This is a genomic window from Streptomyces sp. NPDC002324 (assembly GCF_053593335.1).
Genome location: NZ_JBSFCF010000011.1, coordinates 24165 through 47470, shown reverse-complemented (window position 1 = coordinate 47470; position 23306 = coordinate 24165). Strand labels below are relative to the sequence as shown.

The window sequence follows — 23306 nt, the reverse complement described above, 5'->3', positions numbered from 1 at the left end:
ATCGCCGCGGTGCCCTTGGATCCCGCTCGTCGGAAGGCGGCGGGACCCGGGCCGTCCCCCTCGAAGGCGACGGCCGACCCCAACCCTACCGGCCCATATGTACGGGGGTCAGTGCTCAGGTGACTCAACTGGCGCCGAAGTGACCAGTTCTGTCAGTACGCCGTGGCAATCCTTGGGGTGCAGAAACGTGATTCGTGACCCCATGGAACCGATGCGCGGCTCCTCGTACAGGACGCGTACGCCCTTGTCCTTGATCGCGGCCGCCTCGCCGTCGACGTCCGCCGTGCCGAAGGCGATGTGGTGGACCCCCTCGCCGTTCTTGGCCAGCCACTTCGCGACGGTGGAGTCCTCGCGGGTGGGCTCCAGGAGCTGCAGGTAGGAGGCGCCGCCGTCGTCCGTGCTGTTGATCCTGAGCATGGCCTCGCGCACGCCCTGCTCCTCGTTGACCTCGGAGTGGTACACCTCGAAGCCGTAGGTGGCCCGGTAGAACTCGACGGTCCTGTCCAGGTCGAAACAGGCGATCCCGATGTGGTCGATTCGCGTCAGCATGGTGTCAGTGCAGCGCCCCCGCGCCGGTTACGCAACGTGCGCGCGATCACACCGACAGCCCGGTGACGGCACGGAGTGCCACTCAGTACATTCGAAGTAAACCCTCGTTCACTCACTTCTCGGCTGTGCAAGCTGGAAGGGGATCGCACCTCATGACTGGAACGAACGGCAGGACCTCGGTCATCGTCGCGGGCGCCCGTACGCCCATGGGACGACTGCTCGGTTCGCTGAAGTCCTTCTCCGGAGCCGACCTCGGCGGATTCGCGATCAAGGCCGCACTGGACCGCGCGGGCATCGGCGGCGACCAGGTGCAGTACGTGATCATGGGCCAGGTGCTCCAGGCCGGGGCGGGGCAGATCCCGGCGCGCCAGGCCGCCGTCAAGGCGGGCATCCCCATGAACGTGCCCGCGCTCACGATCAACAAGGTCTGTCTCTCGGGCCTCGACGCCATCGCCCTGGCCGACCAGCTGATCCGCGCCGGCGAGTTCGACGTGATCGTGGCCGGCGGCCAGGAGTCCATGACGAACGCCCCGCACCTGCTCCCGAAGTCCCGTGAGGGCTACAAGTACGGGGCGATCCAGATGCTCGACGCGATGGCGCACGACGGGCTGACGGACTCCTTCGAGAACATCGCCATGGGCGAGTCCACGGAGAAGCACAACACGCGCCTCGGCATCCTGCGGCCCGAGCAGGACGAGATCGCCGCCCTGTCCCACCAGCGGGCCGCCGCCGCCCAGAAGAACGGCCTCTTCGAGGCGGAGATCACGCCGGTGGAGATCCCGCAGCGCAAGGGCGAGCCGGTCGTCTTCAGCCAGGACGAGGGCATCCGCGGCGAGACGACCGCCGAGTCCCTCGGCAGGCTGCGGCCCGCCTTCACCAAGGACGGCACGATCACGGCCGGGTCGGCCTCGCAGATCTCCGACGGCGCGGCGGCGGTGGTCGTCATGAGCAAGGAGAAGGCGCAGGAGCTGGGCCTCACGTGGCTCGCCGAGATCGGCGCCCACGGCAACGTCGCGGGCCCGGACAACTCCCTGCAGTCGCAGCCCTCGAACGCGATCCTGCACGCCCTGAAGAAGGACGGCCTGGACGTCGCCGATCTCGACCTGATCGAGATCAACGAGGCCTTCGCCGCGGTCGCCGTGCAGTCAATGAAGGACCTCGGTGTTTCCCCGGAAAAGGTGAACGTCAACGGTGGGGCGATCGCCCTCGGGCACCCCATCGGCATGTCCGGCGCCCGTCTCGTCCTGCACCTGGCCCTGGAGCTGAAGCGGCGCGGCGGCGGTGTCGGCGCGGCCGCGCTGTGCGGTGGCGGCGGGCAGGGTGACGCGCTGGTCGTGCGGGTGCCCAAGGCCTGAACCTTGGTGCACGACGTACGGCCTTCCTCGTGAACGGAGCTGTGATGCAGGACGTCTCCACCCTGGTGGCCCAGGCCAGGGAAGGCCGGCCGCGGGCCGTGGCCCGGCTGATCTCCCTGGTGGAGGGGGCGTCCCCGCAGCTCCGTGAGGTCATGGCGGCGCTGGCCCCGCTGACCGGAGGCGCGTACGTCGTCGGCCTCACCGGCTCGCCCGGCGTGGGCAAGTCCACGTCCACGTCGGCGCTGGTGACGGCGTACCGGCGGGCCGGGAAGAGGGTGGGCGTGCTCGCCGTCGACCCCTCGTCGCCCTTCTCGGGCGGCGCCCTCCTCGGCGACCGGGTCCGGATGTCGGAGCACGCCTCCGACCCCGGCGTGTACATCCGTTCGATGGCGACGCGCGGCCATCTGGGTGGTCTGGCGTGGTCGGCCCCGCAGGCCATCCGGGTGCTGGACGCGGCCGGGTGCGAGGTGATCCTGGTCGAGACGGTCGGCGTGGGCCAGTCCGAGGTGGAGATCGCCTCGCAGGCGGACACGTCGGTGGTGCTGCTGGCACCCGGCATGGGGGACGGCATCCAGGCGGCCAAGGCCGGAATCCTGGAGATCGGTGACGTCTACGTGGTCAACAAGGCCGACCGGGACGGCGCCGACGCGACCGCGCGCGAGCTGAACCACATGCTGGGGCTGGGCGAGTCCCGTCGTCCCGGGGACTGGCGCCCGCCGATCGTCAAGACGGTCGCGGCGCGGGCCGAGGGGATCGACGAGGTCGTCCAGGCCCTGGAGAAGCACCGGGCCTGGATGGAGGAGCGGGGGGTCCTCGCGGACCGCCGGCGGGCCCGGGCCGCGCGCGAGGTGGAGACCATCGCGGTGACCGCGCTGCGGGAGCGGATCGGGGACCTGCACGGCGATCGCCGCCTGTCGGCTCTCGCCGAGCGGATCGTGGCGGGGGAGCTGGATCCGTACCGGGCGGCGGACGAACTGGTGGCGGGCCTGACGGAGGGCTGAGCCCCCCGCCCTCACCTTCGCCACCAGCCCGAAATCCCCTGGGGCCCTGTCACGGGCGGCTGCTAGCTTGGCCGCATGTTCCTTCACCGTGCGTAGAGGCGGACCCTTCCGCCGGCGACGTGTCGTCGCCGCGCGGGACATCGGTGTCCCCCTTTTCGCCTCCTGGTGAGGAACATTTCGCATGTCCGCGACCATTCCGCGGCCGTCGTACGCCTCGGTGCTCCGCATCCCGTACGCCCGCCGCACCTTCGCCGCCGTGCTCGTCGGCCGGCTCTCCTACGGCATGGTGTCCATCGCCGTGCTGCTCGCCGTGACCCGGACGACCGGGTCGTACGCCGTCGCCGGTACGGTGATGGCCCTGTTCGGGGCCACCAGTGTCCTGCTGTCGCCCGTGCGGGCGGCGCTCGTCGACCGCTACGGCCCCCGCCGCGCGCTGCTGCCGATGGCCTCGCTGTACGCCGCGCTGCTCGGGGCGCTGGCCGTGGCGGGCTGGCGGCCGGGGGCGTCGGGGCCGGTGCTGGGTGCCGTCGCGGTGGCGGCGGGGGCCTGTACGCCACCGCTCGGCCCGACGATGCGGACGGTGTGGAGCGCACTCGCCCCGGACCCGGGGCTGCTGCGTCGCGCGTACAGCCTCGACGGGGTCGCGGAGGAACTGCTGTTCGTGTCGGGGCCGCTGGTGGTGGGCGGGATCGTGCAGGTCACCGCCCCGGCCGCCGCCGTGGCCGTGGCGGCGCTGCTGGTCGTGGCGGGGACATGCGGGTTCGTGACCTCTCCGGCCGTGGCGCGTGTGCCGGGACGTGCGCCCGCGCCGCAGGAGGGGGCCCGGAAACGGACGCCCCGGATGGTGACCGGGATCGTGCCGCCCGTCGTCGCGGCCGGCGGGGTCGGCCTGTCGCTCGGCGCACTCGACCTGCTGGTGCTGGCCTTCGCCGAGCACCAGGGGCGCGGGGACACCGTCGTGGCCTGGATCTTCGCCGCCCTGTCCGCCGGAAGCGCGGTGGGCGGCCTGGCGTACGGCGCGATCGAGTGGCGCTCCGGCGCCCGCGTACGGCTGTCGCTGCTGACGGGAGGCCTCGGCCTCGCCCTCGCCGCCGCCGGGCTCGCCCCGAACCTCGCGGCGCTCACCGGCGCCGTCGTCTGTGCCGGCCTCTTCGTCGCGCCGGCCCTGACCACCGCGTACCTCGTCGCCGACGCCTCCGCCCCGTCCACCGCACGCACCCAGGCCGGTGCCTGGGTCAACACGGCCGTGAACGCCGGTATCTCCGCGGGCGCGGCCGCCTCGGGCCTGCTGGTGGCCCACTTCCCCCCGGCCCTCGGCTTCGCCCTCGCGGGCGGCGCGGCGCTGCTCGCGGCGACCGCCGTCGGCCTCGGGCTCCGTACGGCGGGCGACGCCGGCTGAAACGGCGGTAGGGGCACCCGGTGCCATGCGCCGGGTGCCCCTACCTGTGGGGGGAGAGAGAAGCCTGGTGGCCGAGGGGTGCGGGAGGTCAGTCCTCGGTGCGGTCGGCGGTGAGCTTGCCGGAGTCGAGGGCGACCCTCCAGTCGCTGCCGGTGCCGTCGGCGGCGGTGGTGTCGACCTCCCAGGCCTGGTCCGTGCTCTCCTCGTCGAGGTCGACGGAGGTCACGGTGCCCTTCGCGGCGGCGGCCTCGGCGGCCTCCGCGGCGGTCACCTCGCCGCCCTTCAGCGCGGCGCGGATCTGCCGGGTCTCGGCGGCGTCGTCCCCGTCGTCGTCCCGGTCGGCGTGCGAGCCGAGCACCTTGCCGGTGCGGGGGTCGACCTGGACACTGAACCACTTGTCGCCGCCGGTCAGGACGTCGACGTCCCACACCAGGGCCGTGCCCTCGTCGTCGAGGTCGGCGGAGACCGCCGTACCGGCCTTGTGCTTCAGGGCCGTCGTGATCGCGTCGGCGGCCGTGACCTGGCCGGCCTTCGCCTCGGCGGCGTTCTCGGCCTTGTCCTCGGCGTCCTGGTCCGTGTCGCGGGCGGCCTTGTCCTCGGCCCTGTCCTCCGCCTTGTCCTGGGCCGAGTCGTCGCGGTCGTCCGGGTCGTTGACGTCGTCGCGGTCGTTGTCGTCGTTCGCCACCGACACGGTCTTCTTCGCCGGCGCCTCGTCGTCACCCGCCACCGCGATGGCGGTCGCGGTGCCGCCGCCGATCAGCGCGACGGCCGTGAGGGTGGCGATGACGATGTTGCGCTTCATGGTTTTCCTCCAGAATGCGACTGGCTGCAACCAGTTACGGGTGATGTCGCCGGTTGCAGGCGGCTTGTCGGCCTCGTCTGCTTTTGACGAGGACCAATCTGGCGGACCGACGCTGAAGCGGACCTGAAGCCCCCTGAAGACCGCTTCAGGTTCGGTTTGCCAAGCTGAACGCATGCGCCTGTTGATCGTGGAAGATGAGAAGCGGCTCGCGGTGTCGCTGGCCAAGGGGCTGACGGCCGAGGGGTACGCCGTGGACGTCGTCCACGACGGAGTCGAGGGCCTGCACCGGGCGAGCGAGGGGGCGTACGACCTCGTGATCCTCGACATCATGCTGCCCGGCATGAACGGCTACCGCGTGTGCGCCGCCCTGCGCGCCGCCGGCCACGACGTACCGATCCTGATGCTCACCGCGAAGGACGGCGAGTACGACGAGGCGGAGGGCCTGGACACGGGCGCCGACGACTATCTGACCAAGCCGTTCTCCTACGTCGTCCTCGTCGCCCGGGTGAAGGCGCTGCTGCGGCGGCGCAACGCCTCCGGCGGTGCCTCGCCCGTGCACGAGGTCGGCGAGCTGAAGCTCGACACCGCCGCCCGGCGCGTGTTCCTCACCGAGGAGGAGATCACCCTCACCACCAAGGAGTTCTCCGTCCTGGAGCAGCTCGTGCTGAGAGCCGGTGAGGTCGTCTCCAAGGCCGACATCCTGGAGCACGTCTGGGACTTCGCCTACGACGGCGACCCGAACATCGTCGAGGTCTACATCAGCACCCTGCGCCGCAAGCTCGGCCCCACGCTCATCACGACCGTGCGCGGGGCCGGTTACCGACTGGAGGCCCGCCCGTGAGACGCCGCCTGGGTTCGGTGCGGGCCCGCGCCACCCTCGCCGCGACCGTCGTCGTCGCCGTCGCCCTGGTCGCGGCGGGCGCCGCCGTCCTGCTCTCGCTGCGGTTCACCCTCGTCGACAAGGCGGACACCGAGGCCGACTCCGTGGCCCGCAACGCCGCCTCGGCGCTGGCGAACGGGTTCGCCTACGACGAGCTGAGGCTGCCGGACGGCGACGAGAACCCCGTCGAGGTTCTGGACCGCGCGGAGAAGCCCGTCGCGGTCGGCGAGGACGTCGAGGCCATGAACGTGACCGCCGTCGCCTCGGACCGGCTGAACTCCGAGACCAACGACGACGCCGACGACCGGGCGGAGGGCGACCGGGACGCCGAGGACGACGGCACGCTCGGCGCCCGCGAGGTCGCCGACGAGACCTGGTACGGCGAGGGCACCGCGACCGTCGAGGGGGTGACGGCGGACTACCGGTTCGCGGCCGTCGACGTGGTCACGCCGGCCGGCGTCCCGCTCACCGTCTACGCGGGCGCCCCGCTCTCCACCGAGGAGGACGCCGTCGGCACCACGCTGACGACGATGCTCATCGGGCTGCCGCTGCTGCTGCTCACGGTCGGCGGGGTGACGTACGCCGTCACCCGGCGGGCGCTGCGCCCCGTGGAGGGCATCCGGTCCGAGATGGCCGCCATCACCGCCTCCGAGGACCTCTCCCGACGCGTCCCCGAGCCGGACACGCACGACGAGATCGCCCGGCTGGCGCGGACGACGAACGAGACCCTGGCCGCGCTGGAGACCTCCGTGGAGCGGCAGCGGGCGTTCGTCGCGGACGCCTCGCACGAGCTGCGCAGCCCGATCGCGTCCCTGCGCACCCAGCTCGAAGTGGGTGCGGCACACCCGGAGCTGCTGGATCTGGAGGGGGCGGTCGAGGACACCGTACGGCTGCAGAGCCTCGCCGCCGACCTGCTGCTGCTCGCCCGGCTGGACGCGGGGGAGAGGCCGCCGCCACAGGCGCGGTTCGACCTGGCGGAGGTCGTACGGGAGGAGGTGGCGTCCCGGGAGGGTGTGACCTGGGAAGGCGACGAGTCCGTCGAACTGCGCGGCTCGCGCACCCAGATCTGCCGTGTCCTCGGCAATCTCCTGGACAACGCCCGCCGTCACGCCCACGACCGGGTCGCCGTCACCCTGCGCACCACCCCGCAGTGGGCGATTCTCCAGGTCACGGACGACGGAGCGGGCGTCCCCGAGGCCGATCGGGAGCGGGTCTTCGAACGCTTCGTCCGGCTGGACGAGTCCCGGGCGAGGGACGACGGCGGCGCGGGCCTCGGCCTGGCGATCGCCAGGGACATCGCCCTGCGCCACTCGGGCACCCTGACGATCGGGGACGCGCCCGGCGGGGGAGCGCTGTTCGAACTCCGGCTGCCCCGGGAGAGCCAGGGGCGCGGGGCGGCGACGCAGGCGGCTCCGCCCCGGGGGCGTGAGCGGCGGCGGGGGACCCGCGGCCGAAGCTGAGGCCGCGGTCCCCGGCTCGTCACCGAAGGAGGGTCACGGCCTGCCGCGATGGCTCCGGAGGTGATCCGCGATCGGTGTCAGCGACTTGTGCAGTTCCTCCAGCGACTCCTCCGGCAGCAGGTCGATGAAGTGGCGTCGCACGGAGGCGACATGATGCGGCGCGACCCGCTGCATCGTCTCCAGGCCGTGCTCCGTCAGCACGGCGAACAGACCGCGCCGGTCGGACTCGCAGTTCTCCCGGCGCACCAGGTCCGCGTTCTCCATGCGGGTGACCTGGTGCGAGAGACGGCTCTTGGACTGGAGGGTGGCGGCGGCGAGGTCGCTCATCCGCATCCGGCGGCCCTCCGACTCGGAGAGGTTCACCAGGATCTCGTAGTCGTTCATCGTCAGGCCGAACGGCTGCAGGTCCCTTTCGAGCTGGTGGGTCAGCAGCCTGTTGACGTCCAGATGGGTGCGCCAGGCGCACTGCTCCGCATCGGTCAGCCAGCGTGTGGCCGTTTCGGTCTCCATGAATGAAGTCTACCTAAAAGGTTGAAAGGCGAACTAGTGAGGGTGAGGTTGTTCCGGTCGTACGGACAGGTCGGGTCTTACGGGGGTGGAGCATGACAACGCGCACACGTTCGACGTCACACTCCGCAGACTACCGCTCACAGCCCGAAGCGACGCTGGAGGTCCCCCAGCTGTCCGGGAAGGCGCGGTGCCCCCGCCGGCTGTCCGTGGTGACCGGGTACCCCACCGCCACCGGGTACGCCCGGCTCGTGCGGAACCACGCCCGTGGCCTGCTCGGCCATGAGGGTCTCGGAGGACTGGAGCAGGACCGTGCCCGCCCCGACGAACTCGAACTGGTGCTCCTCCCCGGAGGCGCCGCCCAGGCCCGTCATCGCACGTAGGCCGCCCATGAGACCCGCCATGTAGCCGTGGTCGTAGTGGTGGCAGGGCGAGGGGCAGTCGGCCCACCCGACCAGGGCCTGCGGGTCCACCCGGATGGGGGGTTCCATGAACACCACCGGGCCGTTGGAGGCCGCCACGAACTTGCCCGTTCCGATGAGGGTCAGGAAGCCCGGAACGATCGACTGCTTGAGTGCGAGACTTGGCTGAAAAGCGAGGAGATTGCCCGAGCGAATGGTCAGGTTGCCGTCCTCCAAGTCATACGAATTGACGTCGAAGGCCCGGTCGGCGAGGAGCATCTTGCCCGACCCCTCCGCCACGACCCAGTCGCTCGCGTGCAGAGGCGAATGGAACGACGTACGGACGAGACCGCCGAAACGGCCGTGCCCGATGCCGTTGAACTCCATCTGGCCGTAGTAGGCGATCATCTTGCCCTTCTGCAGGAACCACTGGCTCCCCTTGAGCTCCACGCAGAAGGTGTAGTTGTTGACGTTGTCGTCGGACGGCAGCGTCATCGGGTCGAAGACGGCCGGGCCGGCGACCGGTGCCCCGTACATGCTCACAGCTTCTCCTCCGAGGCCTGGACGTACACCGCACCACTGCCGCTCAGCTCCAGCTGGAACGCCTCGCCGGAACCCCGGCCCACCATGTCGCGCCAGCCGAGCGCGGTGGAGAGCTTGTTGCGTACGTCGCCGTGGTGCGCCACGTACGCCTGCGGGTCCACATGGACCGGGCGCTGGGGGGTGATCGGCACCTCGATGACCCCGCCGTGCGCCATGACCGCGACCGCCCCGTGCCCCTTGAGGGTGGTGGTGAACAGGCCCTGGCCCGTCACCTGGCCGCGCACCATGCCCATGACGCCGCCCTGGGAGCCCATGAACATCGTGCCCTGCTGGAGGGTGCCGTCGAAGGCCAGCAGACGGTCGGCCTCCACGTACAGGGTCTCGCCCGTCAGGCCGATCACCTGGATGTGGTGGCCGCCGTGCCCGAACAGCACCGTGCCGCTGCCCTCGACGGTCATCAGCGGGGTCGCCTCGCCCGCCACCCGGCGGCCGATCATCGAGGCGATACCGCCCTGACCGCCCTGCATGTTCGGGGTGAAGGACACCTCGCCCTTGTAGGCGAGCATCGCGCCGCGCTGGCTGAACAGCCGCTGGCCCGGCATCACGGTCGCCTCGATCATCTTCGAGTTGATCTCACGGAAGGCCATGTCACACGTCTCCCGCCACCGTGTTGCGCTCGCTGGGCTGGACGTAGACGAGTCCGTCGCCCTCGAAGCGGATCTGGAAGGCCTCGCCGCCGCCCTCGCCCATGAGCGTGCGGAACGTCACGCCGGACTGGAAGGACTGCTGGAGGTTGCCCTGGTGCGCGATGTACGCCCCCGGGTCCACCGTCAGCGGGTACTGGTGACTGACCCGCAGCACCACCGCCGGGCCGTCGGACATGATCGCCGCCTGGCCGTGGCCCTCTATGGTCGTCGTGAACAGACCGTTGCCCTGCGAGGCGCCGCGCAGCCCCGTGAAGCTCGTGCCCGTCCGCAGCCCGGAGTCCGTCGCGAGCAGATTGCTCGACTCCACGAACAGCTTGTCCCCCTGAAGATTCACCAGGTTGATCTCGGACGCCCGGTCCGCGAACCAACAGGTCCCCTGGCCGGTCACCTCCATCAACGTCATCTGTTCACCCGTGAGGCGCCGCGTCACCATCCCGCGCAGACCCTCACCGCCGCCGCTCAGCTTTTTGAACGACATCTGACCGTCGTAGGCGACCATCGAGCCGTTCTTCGCCTTCACGGCGTCCCCGGTCATGTCGACGGCCAGCACTTTGCTGCCTTGAAGTCGGAACATTGCCACGGGGTGACGGTAACCGGCCGAAGGGGGGACAGGACAGGTCCCAGAGGAGGATCTCGACCCTCAAGGGACCCCCTGGGACATCCGGAGGTTGACGGATGCCAGAATGGAAGACGCTTGTGCTTCCTTTCACAAGGATCGCCGAGCGACGCGACGACTCCCCCCGCCGACCCCGCCGACCTCACCGAAGGTGACCCGTGGACATAAAGACCGCCTCCGCCCTCCGCCGCCTGCGCCTCGTCTCCGCCCCCGAGGCCGTCTCCTTCCTGCTGCTGCTCGTGTGCTCGGTGCTCAAGCGCACCACGGAGTTCAACGCGGTGCCGGTGATGGGCTGGGTCCACGCCGTCCTCTTCCTCCTGTACCTGCTCTTCTGGGCCGATGCCTGGAACCGCACCAAGTGGCCGCTGAAGACCGCCGCGCTCTACTTCGCCCTCTCCGTCCTGCCCACCGGTGGCTTCTTCGCCGACCGCAGGCTCCGCCGCGAGGCCGAGAGTGCGGTCGGCGTGGCGCTCGCGTCCCGCGCGCGTGACGAGGACGAAGGAGTGGTGAAAGCGTGATCGTCGCCTTCTCCGTGACCCCGCTGGGCGTCGGTGAGGACGTGGGTGAGTACGTCGCCGAGGCCGTCCGGGTCGTCCGTGAGTCCGGTCTGCCGAACCGGACCGACGCCATGTTCACCTCGATCGAAGGTGAGTGGGACGAGGTGATGGACGTCGTGCGACGCGCCGTCGCCGCCGTCGAGGAGCGCGCGCCCCGCGTCTCGCTCGTCCTCAAGGCCGACATCCGGCCCGGTGTGACGGACGGCCTCACGTCGAAGGTGGAGACGGTGGAGCGCCACCTGTCGGCGTAGCCGCCGTCCCCGCCACGGCGAGACCCCGGTCCTTCTGGACCGGGGTTTTTGCGTGCCCGTTGTTTGAGCGATCGCTCAAAACCATGTACGGTCCTGTGCCAGAGGGGTTGAGCAGTCGCTCAAAAACGTCACCGACCTGGGGGAACGGGCATGGGGCTCTATGTGGAGGTACGGATACGGGCCGATCTGGAGGAGCTGTGGGCCCGCAGTCAGGACCCGGCCCGCCACCAGCGCTGGGACCTGCGCTTCACCGAGATCCGCTACCTCCCGCGCGCGGAGGGCGAGCCGCAGCACTTCCGGTACGCCACCCGCGTCCTGCCCGGCCTGACGGTCGCCGGGACCGGGGTCTCGGCCGGGGAGCGCGAGCGGCCGGACGGCACCAGGACCTCGGCACTGCGGTTCGCCTCCCCGCACCCCCTCTCCCTGATCGCCGAGGGCAGCGGCTACTGGCGTTACGTACCCGACGGCGACGCGGTCCGCTTCCTCACCGGCTACGACTACCGCCCCCGCTGGGGCCGCACCGGCGCCCTCGCCGACCGGCTGGTGTTCCGCCCGCTCATGGGCTGGGCCACCGCCTGGTCCTTCGACCGCCTGCGCCTCTGGCTGGAGCGGGACATCGCCCCGGAGCGGGCCCTGCGCCGCTGGCTCGCCGAGGCCGCCGTCCGCGCGCTGACGATCGTGGCCGCCTGCGCGGGGCTGGCGTACGGGGCGCTGGTGGACCCGGCCGGACCCCTCGCCCCCCTGGCGCTGTTCGCCACGCCGGTCCTGGCCGTGTCGGCGGTCCTGGCCGCCCTGATCGTGCCGCCCCTGCCCGGCACCCCGTCCGCCCGCCGCTGTCTGCGGACCCCGCCCCCGCGCGCGCGTGCGCCGCGCCTGCTCGCGACCCTGAAGGGATAGCCGCCATGCACGGAACGGTTCCGAGGACTTCTCCGTCCTCTCCCTCCTCTCCCTCCTCTCCGTCCTCGATCTTCCGGACGGTCATGGGCGCGGACTTCGACCGGCTCCATCCCGAGCTGCGCCGGCGCTTCTCGGTGGGGCTGGCGAGCGGTGAGGCCTGCACCGGCCGGGGCACGATGGAGCGGATCTGGCACGGCCGGGGCCTGGTGAAGCCGTTCCTCGCGCTCGGCGGCACCCGCAACATCCTGGTCCCGCGCGAGGGGCGGAACGTCCCCTTCACCATCGAGAACGTGCCGTACGCCGACCGCTTCGGCCGTGAGACGGTGACCTTCGTGCGTACCTTCGACCTGCCCGGCCGCTCCCGCCGGTTCGACGCCCAGATGGTGCTCAGTCCCAAGGGCGACCGTGTCCTCGACTATCTCGGCACCCACCAGCACGTGGCCAGTGACCTGCACTTCGCCGCGGAGGCCGACGGGTCGCTGCTGATCCGCTCCGGGGAACACCGGTTCCGGGAGGGGCCCGTCGACGTCCGGGTCCCGGAACTCGTCGGCGGGGAGGCGGAGGTGCGGGAGCGGTTCGACGAGCGGACGGGACGTTTCCGGATCCGGGTGCGGGTGGTGAACCGGCACTTCGGGCCCCTCTTCGGTTACGAGGGGTCGTTCGCCGCGACCTACGAGGACGTCCGGGTGTGCGGGGTCCGGGCGGGGCTGCGGCCGGTCCGTGAGGAGGCGCGGGCGTGAGCGAGGCGACCCGGGCGAAGCTGCTGGAGGGCGCGCTGCGCACGCTCGTCGAGCAGGGGATCGCCAAGACGTCCGCCCGCTCGATCGCCGCGACCGCCGGGGTGAACCAGGCGCTCGTCTTCTACCACTTCGGGTCCGTGGACGAACTCCTCGCGGCGGCTTGCCGGTTCGGGGCCGAACAGCGGGTCGCCCGCCACCGGGAGCGGCTGGCGGCGATCGGCTCGCTCGGCGAACTGCTGGCCTTCGGGCGGGAGATGCACGCGGAGGAGCGTGCGCAGGGGCATGTGGCCGTGCTGGGGCAACTCCTCGCGGGGGCGCAGACCCAGCCGCGGCTGGCGCCGGCCACGGCGGCGGGGCTGGAGCTGTGGATCACGGAGGTGGAGGGGGTGCTGCGGCGGGTCCTGTCGGGCTCGCCGCTCGGGGAGTTCGCGGACGCGGGCGGGCTGGCGCGGGCCGTGGCGGCGTCGTTCGTGGGGCTGGAGCTGTACGAGGGGGTCGATCCGGAGGGGGCGGAGGCCGCCCTCGGCGCGCTCGAACAGCTCGCGGCGCTCGCGGCCGCGCTCGACGGTCTCGGACCGGTGGCCCAGCGGGCGGTCCGTCACCACCTCCGGAAGACCGCGGGGCGGTGACGTCCGGAAGGGCTGACCGTAGGGGCCCGGACGTCGGCCGGAAGCGGTGGCGCGGGGCCGGGGCGTACCGAAAGGCGAGACGGGGCTGACCAGCATGTGACCGGCCGGTAAGGTCGATGCCGTGCCGAAGCCGCTCAGCCTCTCCTTCGACCCCATCTCGCGCGCCGACGAGCACTGGAAGCAGCGCTGGGGAAGCGTCCCGTCCATGGCCGCGATCACCTCGATCATGCGCGCCCAGCAGATCCTGCTGGCGGAGGTCGACGCGGTGGTCAAGCCGTACGGACTGACGTTCGCGCGCTACGAGGCCCTCGTGCTGCTCACCTTCTCCCAGAAGGGCGAGCTGCCGATGTCCAAGATCGGCGAGCGGCTGATGGTGCACCCCACGTCCGTGACGAACACCGTCGACCGTCTGGTGAGGTCCGGCCTCGTCGACAAGCGCCCCAATCCCAACGACGGCCGTGGCACCCTCGCCTCCATCACGGACAAGGGCCGCGAGGTCTGCGACGCCGCCACCCGCGACCTCATGTCCATGGACTTCGGCCTGGGCGCCTACGACGCCGAGGAATGCGCGGAGATCTTCGCGATGCTGCGACCGCTGCGGGTGGCCGCGGGGGACTTCGAGGAGAGCTGACCGCCCCCGCCGACGGGCGGATTCCCCGGCGACGCCAGGCCGGGCGCCCTCGGGTCCGTCCCGGCTCAGGCCGCGGCGGGGTCCGGGACCGCTTCCTTGATGATCAGCGGCTCCACCTCGCGGCTCACCTGGCGTTCCACGAAGAAGGCGGCCGTGGGGACGGTGCCGGCGAGCAGCACCCAGGCGAGGCGGCCCAGCGGCATCTTCGCCTTGCTGCCGAGGTCGAAGGCGAAGACCAGGTACAGCACGTACAGCCAGCCGTGCGCGAAGCCGACCACCGTGACGAAGCTGTCGAAGCCGTCCAGGTCCAGCAGACGCTTCCCGATCACGCCCGCCGTCAGCAGGATCAGCAGGACGGCGGTGACGTAGGCCATCACCCGGTAGCGGGTCAAGACGCTCTTCTTCATGGCGTCGAGCGTAACGGGTGCTTTTCGGTGCCTCGCGCGCGCGTCCCGGCCCGCGTTCCCGGGCGTTTACTAGGACGTCCTAGTAAATTGGACGCATGGACGCTGACGCCATCGAAGAGGGACGCCGACGCTGGCAGGCACGTTATGACTCCGCCCGGAAGCGGGAGGGGGACTTCACGAGCCTTTCCGGGGAGCGGGTGGAGCCCGTGTACGGGCCCCGGGACGGGGATGTGTACGAGGGCTTCGAGCGGATCGGATGGCCGGGGGAGTATCCGTTCACGCGGGGGCTGTATCCGACGGGGTACCGGGGGCGGACCTGGACGATCCGGCAGTTCGCGGGGTTCGGGAACGCGGAGCGGACCAACGAGCGGTACCGGTCGATCCTCGCCAACGGGGGCGGGGGGCTGTCCGTCGCGTTCGACATGCCGACGCTCATGGGGCGGGACTCGGACGATCCGCGGTCGCTCGGTGAGGTCGGGCACTGCGGGGTGGCCATCGACTCCGCCGCCGACATGGAGGTGCTGTTCCGGGGGATCCCGCTCGGGGACGTCACCACGTCGATGACGATCAGCGGGCCCGCCGTCCCGGTCTTCTGCATGTACGTCGTCGCCGCCGAGCGCCAGGGTGTCGACCCGGCCGTCCTCGACGGCACCCTCCAGACCGACATCTTCAAGGAGTACATCGCGCAGAAGGAGTGGATCTTCCCGCCCGAGCCCCACCTGCGCCTCATCGGCGATCTGATGGAGTACTGCGCGGCCCGGATCCCCGCCTACAAGCCGTTGTCCGTCTCCGGCTACCACATCCGCGAGGCCGGGGCCACGGCCGCGCAGGAGCTGGCGTACACGCTGGCGGACGGGTTCGCGTACGTGGAGCTGGGGCTCGGCCGTGGGCTGGACGTGGACGTGTTCGCGCCGGGGCTGTCCTTCTTCTTCGACGCGCACCTCGACTTCTTCGAGGAGATCGCCAAGTTCCGCGCGGCCAGGCGGATCTGGGCGCGGTGGATGCGGGACGTGTACGGGGCGCGGACCGACAAGGCGCAGTGGCTGCGCTTCCACACCCAGACCGCCGGCGTCTCGCTGACCGCGCAGCAGCCGTACAACAACGTGGTGCGCACGGCGGTGGAGGCGCTGTCCGCGGTGCTCGGCGGGACCAACTCCCTGCACACGAACGCCCTCGACGAGACGCTGGCGCTGCCGAGCGAGCGGGCGGCGGAGATCGCGCTCAGGACGCAGCAGGTGCTGATGGAGGAGACCGGGGTCGCCAACGTGGCCGATCCGCTGGGTGGTTCGTGGTACGTCGAGCAGCTGACGGACCGTATCGAGGCCGACGCCGAGAAGATCTTCGACCAGATCCGGGAGCGGGGTCTGCGGGCGCGTCCCGACGGGGTGCATCCGGTCGGGCCGATGACGTCCGGGATCCTGCGGGGGATCGAGGACGGGTGGTTCACCGGGGAGATCGCGGAGGCCGCGTTCCGGTATCAGCAGGCCCTGGAGAAGGGGGAGAAGCGGGTGGTCGGGGTCAACGTCCACCAGGGGTCGGTGACCGGGGATCTGGAGATCCTGCGGGTCGGGCACGAAGTGGAGCGGGAGCAGGTACGGGTGCTGGACGGGCGGAAGGCGCGGCGGGACGGTGCGGCCGTGCGGGCGGGGCTCGACGCGATGGTCGCTGCCGTCCGGGAGGGGGGCGACACGATCGGGCCGATGCTTGACGCGGTACGGGCCGAGGCGACGTTGGGGGAGATCTGTGGGGTGTTGCGGGAGGAGTGGGGGGTGTATACGGAGCCGGCGGGCTTCTAGGTGCGGCCTTCTAGGTGCGGGGTGCGGGGTGCGGGCTTCTGGGCGGGGTGGGGGTCGGTGGGGTGACTCCGGGGGATTTCGCCCTCGCCGCCCCTACCCGTCCCATCCCCAAGGGCTGCGCGCCCCTGCGACCCCCGTCACGGACTCGGGGCTCCGCCCCGGACCCCGTTCGCGCAGTCCCCGCGCCCCTGAGAGCGACGTGGCCCCGCGTCCTGAAAGGTGACAGGGGCGCCCCTCACTCAGCTCTCGGTCGGAGTGGCTGCCGTGCCGTTCAGGCCCGTCAGCAGCAGCCTCGTGAAGTCGCGTACCCATTGTTCGTCCGCCGGGCCCGCGCTGATCAGGGTGCGGTGGACCACCGCACCGGCCACGACGTCGAAGATGAGGTCGACGGTGCGGGACGCGGTGGCGGGGTCGGGTTCGGGGGGCAGTTCGCCGCGGGTCTGGGCGCGGGTGCGGCCCTCCAGGACGAGGCGTTTCTGGCGGTCGACGATGGACGCGCGGATGCGTGCGCGCAGGGCGTCGTCGCGGGTGGACTCCGCGATGACCGCCATCAGACCGCTCCTGGCCTCGGGCCGGGCCAGGATCGCCGCGAACTGGAGCACGACGCCCTCGATGTCGGCCGCCAGACTGCCCCGGTCGGGAAGGCGCAGTTCGTCGAAGAGTTCCGCGACCGCGTCCACGACCAGTTCGTTCTTGCCCGCCCAGCGCCGGTAGAGCGTCGTCTTCGCGACGCCGGCCCGCGTGGCCACGTCACCCAGGGTCAGCTTCGACCAGCCGAGGTCGACCAGCGCTTCCCGGGTCGCCGCCAGGATCGCGGCGTCCGCGGCTGCGCTGCGCGGTCGGCCGCCCGTGGCGCGGGAGGCGGGGGTGCGGCTCTGCATCCGCCGACCATATCCGGCCGTTGTCGAAATCCCGGGTGGTGGCGTGAGGCAGATCACTGCGGAGTGGGTAGTGAGGGGTACAGGGAGCCGTCCGGGGCAGTTACGCTACGAGTCGTAGCGAAAGCTGGGGGTGGACACCGGCTCTCGGGACGCTTTTCACCCGCGTGCTCGGAAGGGGGAGGATGTACTCATGCAGCCACGGAACATGTCCATGAGCGGAGTCGTCGACCTCGCCGCGGTGAAGGCGGCCCAGGAGGCCAAGGCGAAGGCGGAGCAGGCGCGCGCCGAAGCGGCACGGCAGGGCGGGGGAGGGGCGGTTTCCCCGGCCGACCTGGTCATCGACGTCGATGAGGCCGGGTTCGAGAGCGAGGTTCTGCAGCGGTCCACCGAAGTGCCCGTCGTCATCGACTTCTGGGCCGAGTGGTGCCAGCCCTGCAAGCAGCTCAGCCCGGTGCTGGAGCGGCTGGCCGTCGAGTACGCCGGCAAGTTCGTCCTCGCCAAGATCGATGTCGACGCCAACCAGATGTTGATGCAGCAGTTCGGTATCCAGGGGATCCCGGCTGTGTTCGCCGTAGTCGCCGGGCAGGCGCTGCCCCTCTTCCAGGGAGCCGCCCCCGAGCAGCAGATCCGCTCGACCCTCGACCAGCTCGTGCAGGTCGCCGAGGAGCGCTTCGGGCTCACCGGCCTCGTGGTGGACCCGGACGCCGAGGCCGGCGCCCCCGTCCAGGCGGCCCCGCAGATCCCGGCCGGTCCGTACGACCACCTGCTCGAAGCCGCCGTGCACGCCCTGGACGCGGGCGACTTCGGCGGCGCGGTGCAGGCGTACAAGAACGTGCTGAGCGACGACCCGGGCAACACCGAGGCCAAACTGGGCCTCGCGCAGGCCGAGTTGCTGCAGCGTGTGCAGGGAGCCGATCCGCAGGACGTGCGCAAGGCGGCCGCCGACAACCCGGGTGACGCGCAGGCGCAGATCGCCGCGGCGGACCTCGACCTCGTCGGCGGACATGTGGAGGACGCGTTCGGTCGACTCATCGACACCGTGCGGGTCACCGCGGGGGACGACCGGGAGGCCGTACGGACGCGGCTGTTGGAGTTGTTCGAGGTGGTCGGCGGTGACGATCCGCGGGTGGCCGCGGCGCGGCGCGCGCTGGCTCGGGCGCTGTTCTGACCCGCCGGTGAACCCCCGGCCCGGCTGAGCGCCGGCTGCGCCGGGCGGGGGCTTCGGGGGGGCCGGGGGGCCTTCGGTCCCGGAGTGCCGGGACGTGTGTTGCGCGAGTGAGAGATTTGGCGACACAGCGACACCGCGGCCGCGTTTTGCCAAATCTTGGTAAACGCGGCCGCTGTTACTGGCAGTAAGAGAATCTCGTCGATCTGTCGGACTCTGTCCATCTGTCAACCGATGTGTCACCTCACTCGGCGACACCCAGGGTCGCTGGTCGATGCCGATGGGTCGTTGTTCGGTTATCCGTCCGTTACTAGCCAGTAACGACCCCCCTTGCGGGGGCGGCGAGAATGCACCACGATCGGCGACGCTCGGTCCTTCCCCGTACCCCGCCAACCAGTCGGGTCATCGGGTTTTCTGGGTCCCCACCGAGTAGAGCGGGCGACAGTGGCGCCTGCTCTTGGACAGGGGGGTCTCCGCCCGAGGGTGGAGCCTGTCCAGCAGGTTGTGCGTGATGCGTGTCAGGCGCGACCAGTGGTTGTCGCTCGGGGGTGATCGCCGGTGAGTTCGGGCGCTGTTCGCGCCACCGAGCGCGGGCGCTCTCCTTCCCGAGGACGTAGCACTTCTCCCATCCCTGCCTGGCTGAGCCGCCACCCATGGGGGCGAGCCGGTGTCAGGAGATGTACGTCCGAGAAGGAGGAAATATGGAGTCCCAGGTGCGTGGCGGGACCAGATGGAAGCGGTTCGCTGTGGTCATGGTGCCCAGCGTCGCCGCCACGGCAGCGATAGGTGTCGCCCTCGCGCAGGGTGCTCTCGCAGCGTCGTTCAGTGTGTCGGGCCAGTCGTTCAAGGTGACGGCTGACCAGCTCGACGGTACGGGCTTCTCGCAGTACGGAGCGCTCGACGAGGGGTACACCCTCAAGGGCGAGAAGACGGTTCACCCCGTCGCCGTTTCGGCGTTCAAGTCCGCGTCGATCACCAACATGTGCCAGTCGGTCGTCACCCCGGGCGTCCCGTTCCTCGGTAGCGTCAGCCTCAAGCTGACCGCCGGTACGGGTGGCAAGAAGGTCGAGGCCGAGAACCTCTACATCGACGTCGAGGACCTCTCGGCCGATGCCGTCTTCCGCGGCATCGACATCGGTGTGGCGGCCAAGGACGCCAACAAGGGTCCGGGCATGAAGGGTGGCTCGGAGCAGGCCAACCCCTACGGGTTCGCCCAGCAGGCCGACTCGGCCACGCTGACCGACGTGAAGCAGACGGCGTGGGCCACCACTGCCGGAACCTTCAAGCTGAGCAACCTGAAGATGTCGCTCCACAAGGGCACGGTGGAGTGCTACTAGGCACTCCCTGGGCGGGTGAGGGGGCCTGTGCTTCTTCGCCCGCCCGTCCCTCAGCGCCGTGCGCTCCGCCGCGCACGCGCAGTCCGTACGTGAATTCCGTACGCGCGCTTCGGCGTACGTGAACTTGTCACAGCAACACCGTTCCAGGGAGCTGTTGTCCATGAGCGCCGAGTCAACGGGGCAGAACGAAGACTATCTCCGCGTCCTCCGGCGGCGCTTCCGCGACTGGAGGGGCAGCCGTCCCTTCTGGGCGGGCCTGTTGGTACTGCTCAGCGGCTTCCCGATCATGTACTTCCCGTACGCGAACATCCAGCTCGGCCACCTCACGCTCGCCATGGCGACGACGGGCGGTTCGGGTTCCCTCATCATCGGCGTGCTGCTGGTGGTGCTCGGGGTCAGCCTGTGGTTCCAGCGGCATGTACGCACCTTCGCCGGTACGGCGGCGATCCTCCTGGCGCTCGTGTCCATCCCCGTCTCCAACCTCGGGGGCTTCGGCTTCGGCTTCCTGCTCGCCCTGATCGGCGGTGCGCTGGCCATCGCCTGGGGGCCCGGTCACGACGAGGCGCCGGTGCCGTCCACCTACCGGACCCCGGCACAGTCCGCGGTTCCCCAGGACACGGCCGCCGGGAACACGACGGCGCAGAACACGGCACAGCAAGGTGCGGTCCCCCTGCACAAGGGCGACGCCCCCGAGCCCGCGACAGCGGGTTCGATGAGCGGGGCGGCGAACGGCGAGGGCGACGACCTGTCAGGTACCACCCCCACGAACGGGACGAACGGGAGGCACAGTGCCGGCTGACGAGGTGACCCACGGGACTTCGGTGGGAGAGTCCCGTGCGAGATCCGGACCGCGGCACGCGGCACCCAGGAAGCCCCTTCTCACCCGGCTGAACATGCCGGCGGGCAAGGCGATAGCCCTGGCGGCCATGCCTACGGCGGTCCTCATGGGCATGGGCTTCACCCCCACCCTGGCACTCGCCGAGGACCCCGCGTCCAAGAGCCTGACGGCCGACGAGTACAAGGACTGCGTGACGGCCCTGGAGGCCGCCGAGGAGGACAAGGACACCTCCGCCTCCCCGACGCCGTCCGCCTCCGCGACGGAGAGCGCCGACCCCTCGGACGACGAGGCGAAGGACGAGGACAAGCCCGCGGGCGACGACTCCTCGGACGACTCCGCCTCCGACGACACGTCCTCGGACGACTCCTCTTCGTCGGATTCAGGTTCCGACGACAAGGACACGGGGGACGACTCCGCGCCGACGGACACCTCCGAGAAGCCGGCCTCGGACGAGGCGGCCTCCGACAAGGCGGCCGCGGACACGGCGTCGGACTCCGCCGCGGACAGCGGCAGCGGCGGCAACGTCCTGGAGGACATCGGCGGCGCGCTCGAGGACCTGTTCACGCCGGACGACGAGGAGACGGGGAGCGACACCCCGTCCCCGTCCACCAGCCCGTCCCCGTCGCCCTCGGCGGCGGACAGCGGCTCCGGCTCGGACGAGGACAAGGGCGAGGACAAGGACTCCGGCAAGGACGGCAAGGGCTCCGTCGACGTCACCGACAAGGTCGAGGACTCCGCCAAGGACGTCACCGGCACCGCCGACGACGAGACCGACGACAAGGCCGACGACGCCGAGGACACGGCGGAGGACACCGCCGCCGACGCCACCGCGACGCCGAGCCCGTCCCCGAGCGAGAGCACGGACCTGGACGACTGCTTCGTCGCCACGGACGACGAGAGCGGCGTGGAGAAGGGCATCCCCGCGCTGCCCTCCGAGCCCTGGTACCTGAACGCCAGCTCGCTGACGCTGAAGGGCGCCGACTACAAGGGCGTCGTCAAGGTGCGGACCGCCGACGGCAAGGTCAAGGAGGTGCTGAAGTACGTCATCTCCGACGGCACCGACATCGGCGACCTCCACCAGACGGTCGACGACAAGCAGGCCGGCGTGACCTACCACGTGCAGGCCGGCAAGGGCACGACGTCCACCATCCGCGACGGCCAGACGGTCATGTACACCGAGAGCATCTCCGGCAACCTGCTCGGTCTGATCCCGGTGACCTTCGACCCGAAGCACCCGCCGCCGCTGAACATCCCGCTGATCTACTTCACCAAGGTGAAGGTCGTCCAGGCGGGCCAGTTCGGCGGGACGCTCACCGTGCCGGGGCTGCACCAGTTCACCACCAAGTGAGCGCCCGCCTCCCCGCGGCCCGCTGAGCGCCGCACAGGACCCTTCCGGGAGCCGCACAGACCGAGGGCGCCCCCTGTTCCAGGGGGCGCCCTCGGCGCTCTTCCGGACGACCGCCGGCCCGCGTCAGTCGCGGGCGCCGCCGCCCAGGTGGTGCACCCGGACCATGTTGGTGGTGCCCGGGACACCGGGGGGCGAGCCGGCGGTGATGACCGCGATGTCGCCCTCCTGGAAGCGCTTGAGCTTGACCATCTCCTGGTCCACCAGGTCGACCATCTCGTCGGTGCTGTTCACGAACGGCACGACGTGCGACTCGACACCCCAGCTGAGCGCCAGCTGGTTGCGGGTGGACTCGTCGGTGGTGAACGCGACGATCGGCTGGGAGGCGCGGTAGCGCGACAGCCGGCGGGCGGTGTCACCGGACTGCGTGAAGGCGACCAGGGCCCGGCCGCCCAGGAAGTCGGCGATCTCGCAGGCGGCACGGGCGATCGAACCACCCTGCGTCCGCGGCTTCTTGCCCGGCACCAGCGGCTGCAGGCCCTTGGAGAGCAGCTCCTGCTCGGCCGCCGTGACGATCTTCGACATCGTGCGGACCGTCTCCAGCGGGTACGCGCCCACGCTGGACTCCGCCGACAGCATGACCGCGTCCGCGCCGTCCAGGATCGCGTTGGCGACGTCGGACGCCTCGGCGCGCGTGGGGCGGGAGTTGGTGATCATCGACTCCATCATCTGGGTCGCCACGATCACCGGCTTGGCGTTGCGGCGGCACAGCTCGATGAGCCGCTTCTGCACCATGGGGACCTTCTCGAGCGGGTACTCGACGGCCAGGTCGCCACGGGCGACCATCACGCCGTCGAACGCCATCACGACGTCCTCCATGTTCTCCACGGCCTGCGGCTTCTCCACCTTGGCGATGACGGGGACCCGGCGGCCCACCTCGTCCATCACCTTGTGGACGTCCCGCACGTCCTCGGCGTCCCGCACGAAGGACAGCGCCACCAGGTCGCAGCCCATCCGCAGCGCGAAGCGCAGGTCCTCGACGTCCTTCTCGGACAGCGCCGGCACGTTGACGGCCGCGCCGGGCAGGTTGATGCCCTTGTGGTCGGAGATGACCCCGCCCTCGATGACCTCGGTCCGCACCCGCGGGCCGTCGACCTCGATGACCTTCAGCTCGACGTTGCCGTCGTTGATGAGGATCTGGTCGCCGGGGGAGACGTCACCGGGCAGACCCTTGTACGTCGTACCGCAGATCTGCTTGTCGCCCGGCACGTCCTCGGCGGTGATCGTGAACTCGTCACCGCGCACCAGCTCCACCGGGCCCTCGGCGAAGGTCTCCAGGCGGATCTTGGGGCCCTGCAGGTCGGCGAGGACACCGAGAGCCACACCGGTCTCGGCGGAGGCGGCCCGGACCCGGTCGTAGCGGCCCTGGTGCTCGGCGTGACTGCCGTGGCTGAAATTGAAACGGGCCACGTTCATGCCGGCCTCGATGAGGGCGACCAGTTGCTCGTGGGAGTCGACCGCGGGGCCGAGAGTACAGACGATTTTCGAACGGCGCATGGGACGATCCTATCGGTTTGTTTCGCTGCGGAATATTCCGTCTGATGGAATAGCA

The 23306-nt window shown here is 70.8% G+C and carries 25 protein-coding genes; 16 read left to right on the top strand and 9 right to left on the bottom strand.

All coding sequences use genetic code 11. From position 1 onward, the window contains the following. Positions 1 to 108: 108 nt before the first annotated feature. Entirely contained in the window at positions 109 to 549 is a 441-nt protein-coding gene (gene mce, locus ACWCRJ_RS16965; RefSeq protein ID WP_046914787.1) for a methylmalonyl-CoA epimerase, read from the bottom strand. 152 nt (positions 550 to 701) lie between these two features. Between mce and ACWCRJ_RS16960 the strand changes: the two genes are divergently transcribed. The 3 genes from ACWCRJ_RS16960 (at position 702) to ACWCRJ_RS16950 (ending at position 4304) form a co-directional block, all read left to right on the top strand. After that, complete coding sequence (locus ACWCRJ_RS16960; protein WP_450940005.1) at positions 702 to 1904, top strand: acetyl-CoA C-acetyltransferase; 1203 nt, start codon at positions 702 to 704, stop codon at positions 1902 to 1904. 44 nt (positions 1905 to 1948) lie between these two features. Then, positions 1949 to 2905, top strand: coding sequence for a methylmalonyl Co-A mutase-associated GTPase MeaB (meaB, locus tag ACWCRJ_RS16955; RefSeq protein WP_450940146.1), 957 nt, complete (start codon positions 1949 to 1951; stop codon positions 2903 to 2905). A gap of 181 nt (positions 2906 to 3086) precedes the next feature. Beyond that, entirely contained in the window at positions 3087 to 4304 is a 1218-nt protein-coding gene (locus ACWCRJ_RS16950; protein ID WP_450940004.1) for an MFS transporter, read from the top strand. Positions 4305 to 4392: 88 nt separating this feature from the next. On the opposite strand, the gene ACWCRJ_RS16945 is transcribed toward ACWCRJ_RS16950, so the two are convergent. Then, positions 4393 to 5106: a PepSY domain-containing protein gene (locus ACWCRJ_RS16945; protein WP_450940003.1), complete on the bottom strand. Its 714-nt coding sequence runs from the start codon at positions 5104 to 5106 to the stop codon at positions 4393 to 4395. Positions 5107 to 5278: 172 nt separating this feature from the next. Here ACWCRJ_RS16945 and ACWCRJ_RS16940 point away from each other — a divergent pair, with 172 nt between their 5' ends. Continuing rightward, positions 5279 to 5947: a response regulator transcription factor gene (locus ACWCRJ_RS16940; RefSeq protein WP_450940002.1), complete on the top strand. Its 669-nt coding sequence runs from the start codon at positions 5279 to 5281 to the stop codon at positions 5945 to 5947. Continuing rightward, the gene (locus ACWCRJ_RS16935; RefSeq protein WP_450940001.1) at positions 5944 to 7446 is read left to right on the top strand and encodes an ATP-binding protein; all 1503 of its coding nucleotides are present in this window, start codon (positions 5944 to 5946) and stop codon (positions 7444 to 7446) included. The genes ACWCRJ_RS16940 and ACWCRJ_RS16935 overlap by 4 nt, the downstream gene beginning before the upstream one ends. A gap of 33 nt (positions 7447 to 7479) precedes the next feature. On the opposite strand, the gene ACWCRJ_RS16930 is transcribed toward ACWCRJ_RS16935, so the two are convergent. The 4 genes from ACWCRJ_RS16930 to ACWCRJ_RS16915 all read right to left on the bottom strand — a co-directional run bounded on the left by ACWCRJ_RS16930 (position 7480) and on the right by ACWCRJ_RS16915 (position 10178). Further along, on the bottom strand, positions 7480 to 7956 hold the full coding sequence (locus ACWCRJ_RS16930) for a MarR family winged helix-turn-helix transcriptional regulator (protein WP_005480174.1): 477 nt from the start codon (positions 7954 to 7956) through the stop codon (positions 7480 to 7482). 137 nt (positions 7957 to 8093) lie between these two features. Beyond that, complete coding sequence (locus ACWCRJ_RS16925) at positions 8094 to 8891, bottom strand: AIM24 family protein (RefSeq protein ID WP_450940145.1); 798 nt, start codon at positions 8889 to 8891, stop codon at positions 8094 to 8096. A gap of 2 nt (positions 8892 to 8893) precedes the next feature. Then, positions 8894 to 9544 (bottom strand): AIM24 family protein, encoded by a 651-nt coding sequence (locus ACWCRJ_RS16920; RefSeq protein WP_450940000.1) that lies wholly within the window; start codon positions 9542 to 9544, stop codon positions 8894 to 8896. Position 9545: 1 nt separating this feature from the next. Further along, complete coding sequence (locus tag ACWCRJ_RS16915) at positions 9546 to 10178, bottom strand: AIM24 family protein (RefSeq protein ID WP_005480171.1); 633 nt, start codon at positions 10176 to 10178, stop codon at positions 9546 to 9548. A gap of 200 nt (positions 10179 to 10378) precedes the next feature. Here ACWCRJ_RS16915 and ACWCRJ_RS16910 point away from each other — a divergent pair, with 200 nt between their 5' ends. The 6 genes from ACWCRJ_RS16910 to ACWCRJ_RS16885 all read left to right on the top strand — a co-directional run bounded on the left by ACWCRJ_RS16910 (position 10379) and on the right by ACWCRJ_RS16885 (position 13925). After that, entirely contained in the window at positions 10379 to 10738 is a 360-nt protein-coding gene (locus ACWCRJ_RS16910) for a DUF3817 domain-containing protein (RefSeq protein WP_450939999.1), read from the top strand. Continuing rightward, the gene (locus tag ACWCRJ_RS16905; protein ID WP_450939998.1) at positions 10735 to 11028 is read left to right on the top strand and encodes an MTH1187 family thiamine-binding protein; all 294 of its coding nucleotides are present in this window, start codon (positions 10735 to 10737) and stop codon (positions 11026 to 11028) included. The genes ACWCRJ_RS16910 and ACWCRJ_RS16905 overlap by 4 nt, the downstream gene beginning before the upstream one ends. A 150-nt stretch (positions 11029 to 11178) precedes the next feature. Further along, a complete protein-coding gene (locus ACWCRJ_RS16900) occupies positions 11179 to 11925 on the top strand; it encodes a hypothetical protein (protein ID WP_450939997.1) in 747 nt (248 codons plus the stop codon). An 83-nt stretch (positions 11926 to 12008) separates the two neighbouring features. Continuing rightward, positions 12009 to 12665, top strand: a complete 657-nt coding sequence (locus ACWCRJ_RS16895) for a DUF4166 domain-containing protein (RefSeq protein ID WP_450939996.1) — start codon at positions 12009 to 12011, stop codon at positions 12663 to 12665. Beyond that, positions 12662 to 13294 (top strand): TetR/AcrR family transcriptional regulator, encoded by a 633-nt coding sequence (locus ACWCRJ_RS16890; RefSeq protein WP_046914799.1) that lies wholly within the window; start codon positions 12662 to 12664, stop codon positions 13292 to 13294. The genes ACWCRJ_RS16895 and ACWCRJ_RS16890 overlap by 4 nt, the downstream gene beginning before the upstream one ends. Positions 13295 to 13415: 121 nt before the next feature. Beyond that, on the top strand, positions 13416 to 13925 hold the full coding sequence (locus ACWCRJ_RS16885; RefSeq protein ID WP_046914800.1) for a MarR family winged helix-turn-helix transcriptional regulator: 510 nt from the start codon (positions 13416 to 13418) through the stop codon (positions 13923 to 13925). Positions 13926 to 13990: 65 nt separating this feature from the next. Here ACWCRJ_RS16885 and ACWCRJ_RS16880 read toward each other — a convergent pair whose 3' ends face one another. Then, positions 13991 to 14332 carry a DUF3817 domain-containing protein gene (locus tag ACWCRJ_RS16880; RefSeq protein WP_046914801.1) on the bottom strand — a complete coding sequence of 114 codons (342 nt, stop codon included), beginning with the start codon at positions 14330 to 14332 and terminating at the stop codon, positions 13991 to 13993. A 95-nt stretch (positions 14333 to 14427) separates the two neighbouring features. On the opposite strand from ACWCRJ_RS16880, the gene ACWCRJ_RS16875 reads away from it, so the two are divergent. Then, the gene (locus tag ACWCRJ_RS16875) at positions 14428 to 16128 is read left to right on the top strand and encodes an acyl-CoA mutase large subunit family protein (protein WP_450939995.1); all 1701 of its coding nucleotides are present in this window, start codon (positions 14428 to 14430) and stop codon (positions 16126 to 16128) included. 239 nt (positions 16129 to 16367) lie between these two features. Here the strand turns inward: ACWCRJ_RS16875 and ACWCRJ_RS16870 are convergent, their stop codons facing one another. After that, positions 16368 to 17009 (bottom strand): TetR/AcrR family transcriptional regulator, encoded by a 642-nt coding sequence (locus ACWCRJ_RS16870; protein ID WP_450939994.1) that lies wholly within the window; start codon positions 17007 to 17009, stop codon positions 16368 to 16370. A 190-nt stretch (positions 17010 to 17199) separates the two neighbouring features. On the opposite strand from ACWCRJ_RS16870, the gene ACWCRJ_RS16865 reads away from it, so the two are divergent. The 4 genes from ACWCRJ_RS16865 to ACWCRJ_RS16850 all read left to right on the top strand — a co-directional run bounded on the left by ACWCRJ_RS16865 (position 17200) and on the right by ACWCRJ_RS16850 (position 21697). Next, positions 17200 to 18177 carry a tetratricopeptide repeat protein gene (locus tag ACWCRJ_RS16865; protein ID WP_450939993.1) on the top strand — a complete coding sequence of 326 codons (978 nt, stop codon included), beginning with the start codon at positions 17200 to 17202 and terminating at the stop codon, positions 18175 to 18177. Between the two features lie 698 nt (positions 18178 to 18875). Continuing rightward, entirely contained in the window at positions 18876 to 19511 is a 636-nt protein-coding gene (locus tag ACWCRJ_RS16860; protein ID WP_275456042.1) for a DUF6230 family protein, read from the top strand. A 160-nt stretch (positions 19512 to 19671) separates the two neighbouring features. Beyond that, positions 19672 to 20310, top strand: a complete 639-nt coding sequence (locus ACWCRJ_RS16855; RefSeq protein WP_450939992.1) for a DUF6114 domain-containing protein — start codon at positions 19672 to 19674, stop codon at positions 20308 to 20310. Continuing rightward, the gene (locus tag ACWCRJ_RS16850; RefSeq protein ID WP_450939991.1) at positions 20300 to 21697 is read left to right on the top strand and encodes a hypothetical protein; all 1398 of its coding nucleotides are present in this window, start codon (positions 20300 to 20302) and stop codon (positions 21695 to 21697) included. Before ACWCRJ_RS16855 ends, ACWCRJ_RS16850 begins: the two co-directional genes overlap by 11 nt. 123 nt (positions 21698 to 21820) lie before the next feature. Here ACWCRJ_RS16850 and pyk read toward each other — a convergent pair whose 3' ends face one another. After that, positions 21821 to 23251, bottom strand: a complete 1431-nt coding sequence (pyk, locus tag ACWCRJ_RS16845) for a pyruvate kinase (RefSeq protein ID WP_450939990.1) — start codon at positions 23249 to 23251, stop codon at positions 21821 to 21823. Positions 23252 to 23306 lie beyond the last annotated feature (55 nt).

Coding starts and splice junctions, on each gene's coding strand:
- pyk (WP_450939990.1), bottom strand. CDS start 23,251: ATGCGCCGTTCGAAAATCGTCTGTACTCTCGGCCCCGCGGTCGACTCC.
- ACWCRJ_RS16855 (WP_450939992.1), top strand. CDS start 19,672: ATGAGCGCCGAGTCAACGGGGCAGAACGAAGACTATCTCCGCGTCCTC.
- ACWCRJ_RS16915 (WP_005480171.1), bottom strand. CDS start 10,178: ATGTTCCGACTTCAAGGCAGCAAAGTGCTGGCCGTCGACATGACCGGG.
- mce (WP_046914787.1), bottom strand. CDS start 549: ATGCTGACGCGAATCGACCACATCGGGATCGCCTGTTTCGACCTGGAC.
- ACWCRJ_RS16860 (WP_275456042.1), top strand. CDS start 18,876: ATGGAGTCCCAGGTGCGTGGCGGGACCAGATGGAAGCGGTTCGCTGTG.
- ACWCRJ_RS16865 (WP_450939993.1), top strand. CDS start 17,200: ATGCAGCCACGGAACATGTCCATGAGCGGAGTCGTCGACCTCGCCGCG.
- ACWCRJ_RS16870 (WP_450939994.1), bottom strand. CDS start 17,009: ATGCAGAGCCGCACCCCCGCCTCCCGCGCCACGGGCGGCCGACCGCGC.
- ACWCRJ_RS16940 (WP_450940002.1), top strand. CDS start 5,279: ATGCGCCTGTTGATCGTGGAAGATGAGAAGCGGCTCGCGGTGTCGCTG.
- ACWCRJ_RS16880 (WP_046914801.1), bottom strand. CDS start 14,332: ATGAAGAAGAGCGTCTTGACCCGCTACCGGGTGATGGCCTACGTCACC.
- ACWCRJ_RS16960 (WP_450940005.1), top strand. CDS start 702: ATGACTGGAACGAACGGCAGGACCTCGGTCATCGTCGCGGGCGCCCGT.
- ACWCRJ_RS16920 (WP_450940000.1), bottom strand. CDS start 9,544: ATGGCCTTCCGTGAGATCAACTCGAAGATGATCGAGGCGACCGTGATG.
- ACWCRJ_RS16945 (WP_450940003.1), bottom strand. CDS start 5,106: ATGAAGCGCAACATCGTCATCGCCACCCTCACGGCCGTCGCGCTGATC.
- ACWCRJ_RS16895 (WP_450939996.1), top strand. CDS start 12,009: ATGGGCGCGGACTTCGACCGGCTCCATCCCGAGCTGCGCCGGCGCTTC.
- ACWCRJ_RS16900 (WP_450939997.1), top strand. CDS start 11,179: ATGGGGCTCTATGTGGAGGTACGGATACGGGCCGATCTGGAGGAGCTG.
- meaB (WP_450940146.1), top strand. CDS start 1,949: ATGCAGGACGTCTCCACCCTGGTGGCCCAGGCCAGGGAAGGCCGGCCG.
- ACWCRJ_RS16950 (WP_450940004.1), top strand. CDS start 3,087: ATGTCCGCGACCATTCCGCGGCCGTCGTACGCCTCGGTGCTCCGCATC.
- ACWCRJ_RS16930 (WP_005480174.1), bottom strand. CDS start 7,956: ATGGAGACCGAAACGGCCACACGCTGGCTGACCGATGCGGAGCAGTGC.
- ACWCRJ_RS16875 (WP_450939995.1), top strand. CDS start 14,428: ATGGACGCTGACGCCATCGAAGAGGGACGCCGACGCTGGCAGGCACGT.
- ACWCRJ_RS16925 (WP_450940145.1), bottom strand. CDS start 8,891: ATGTACGGGGCACCGGTCGCCGGCCCGGCCGTCTTCGACCCGATGACG.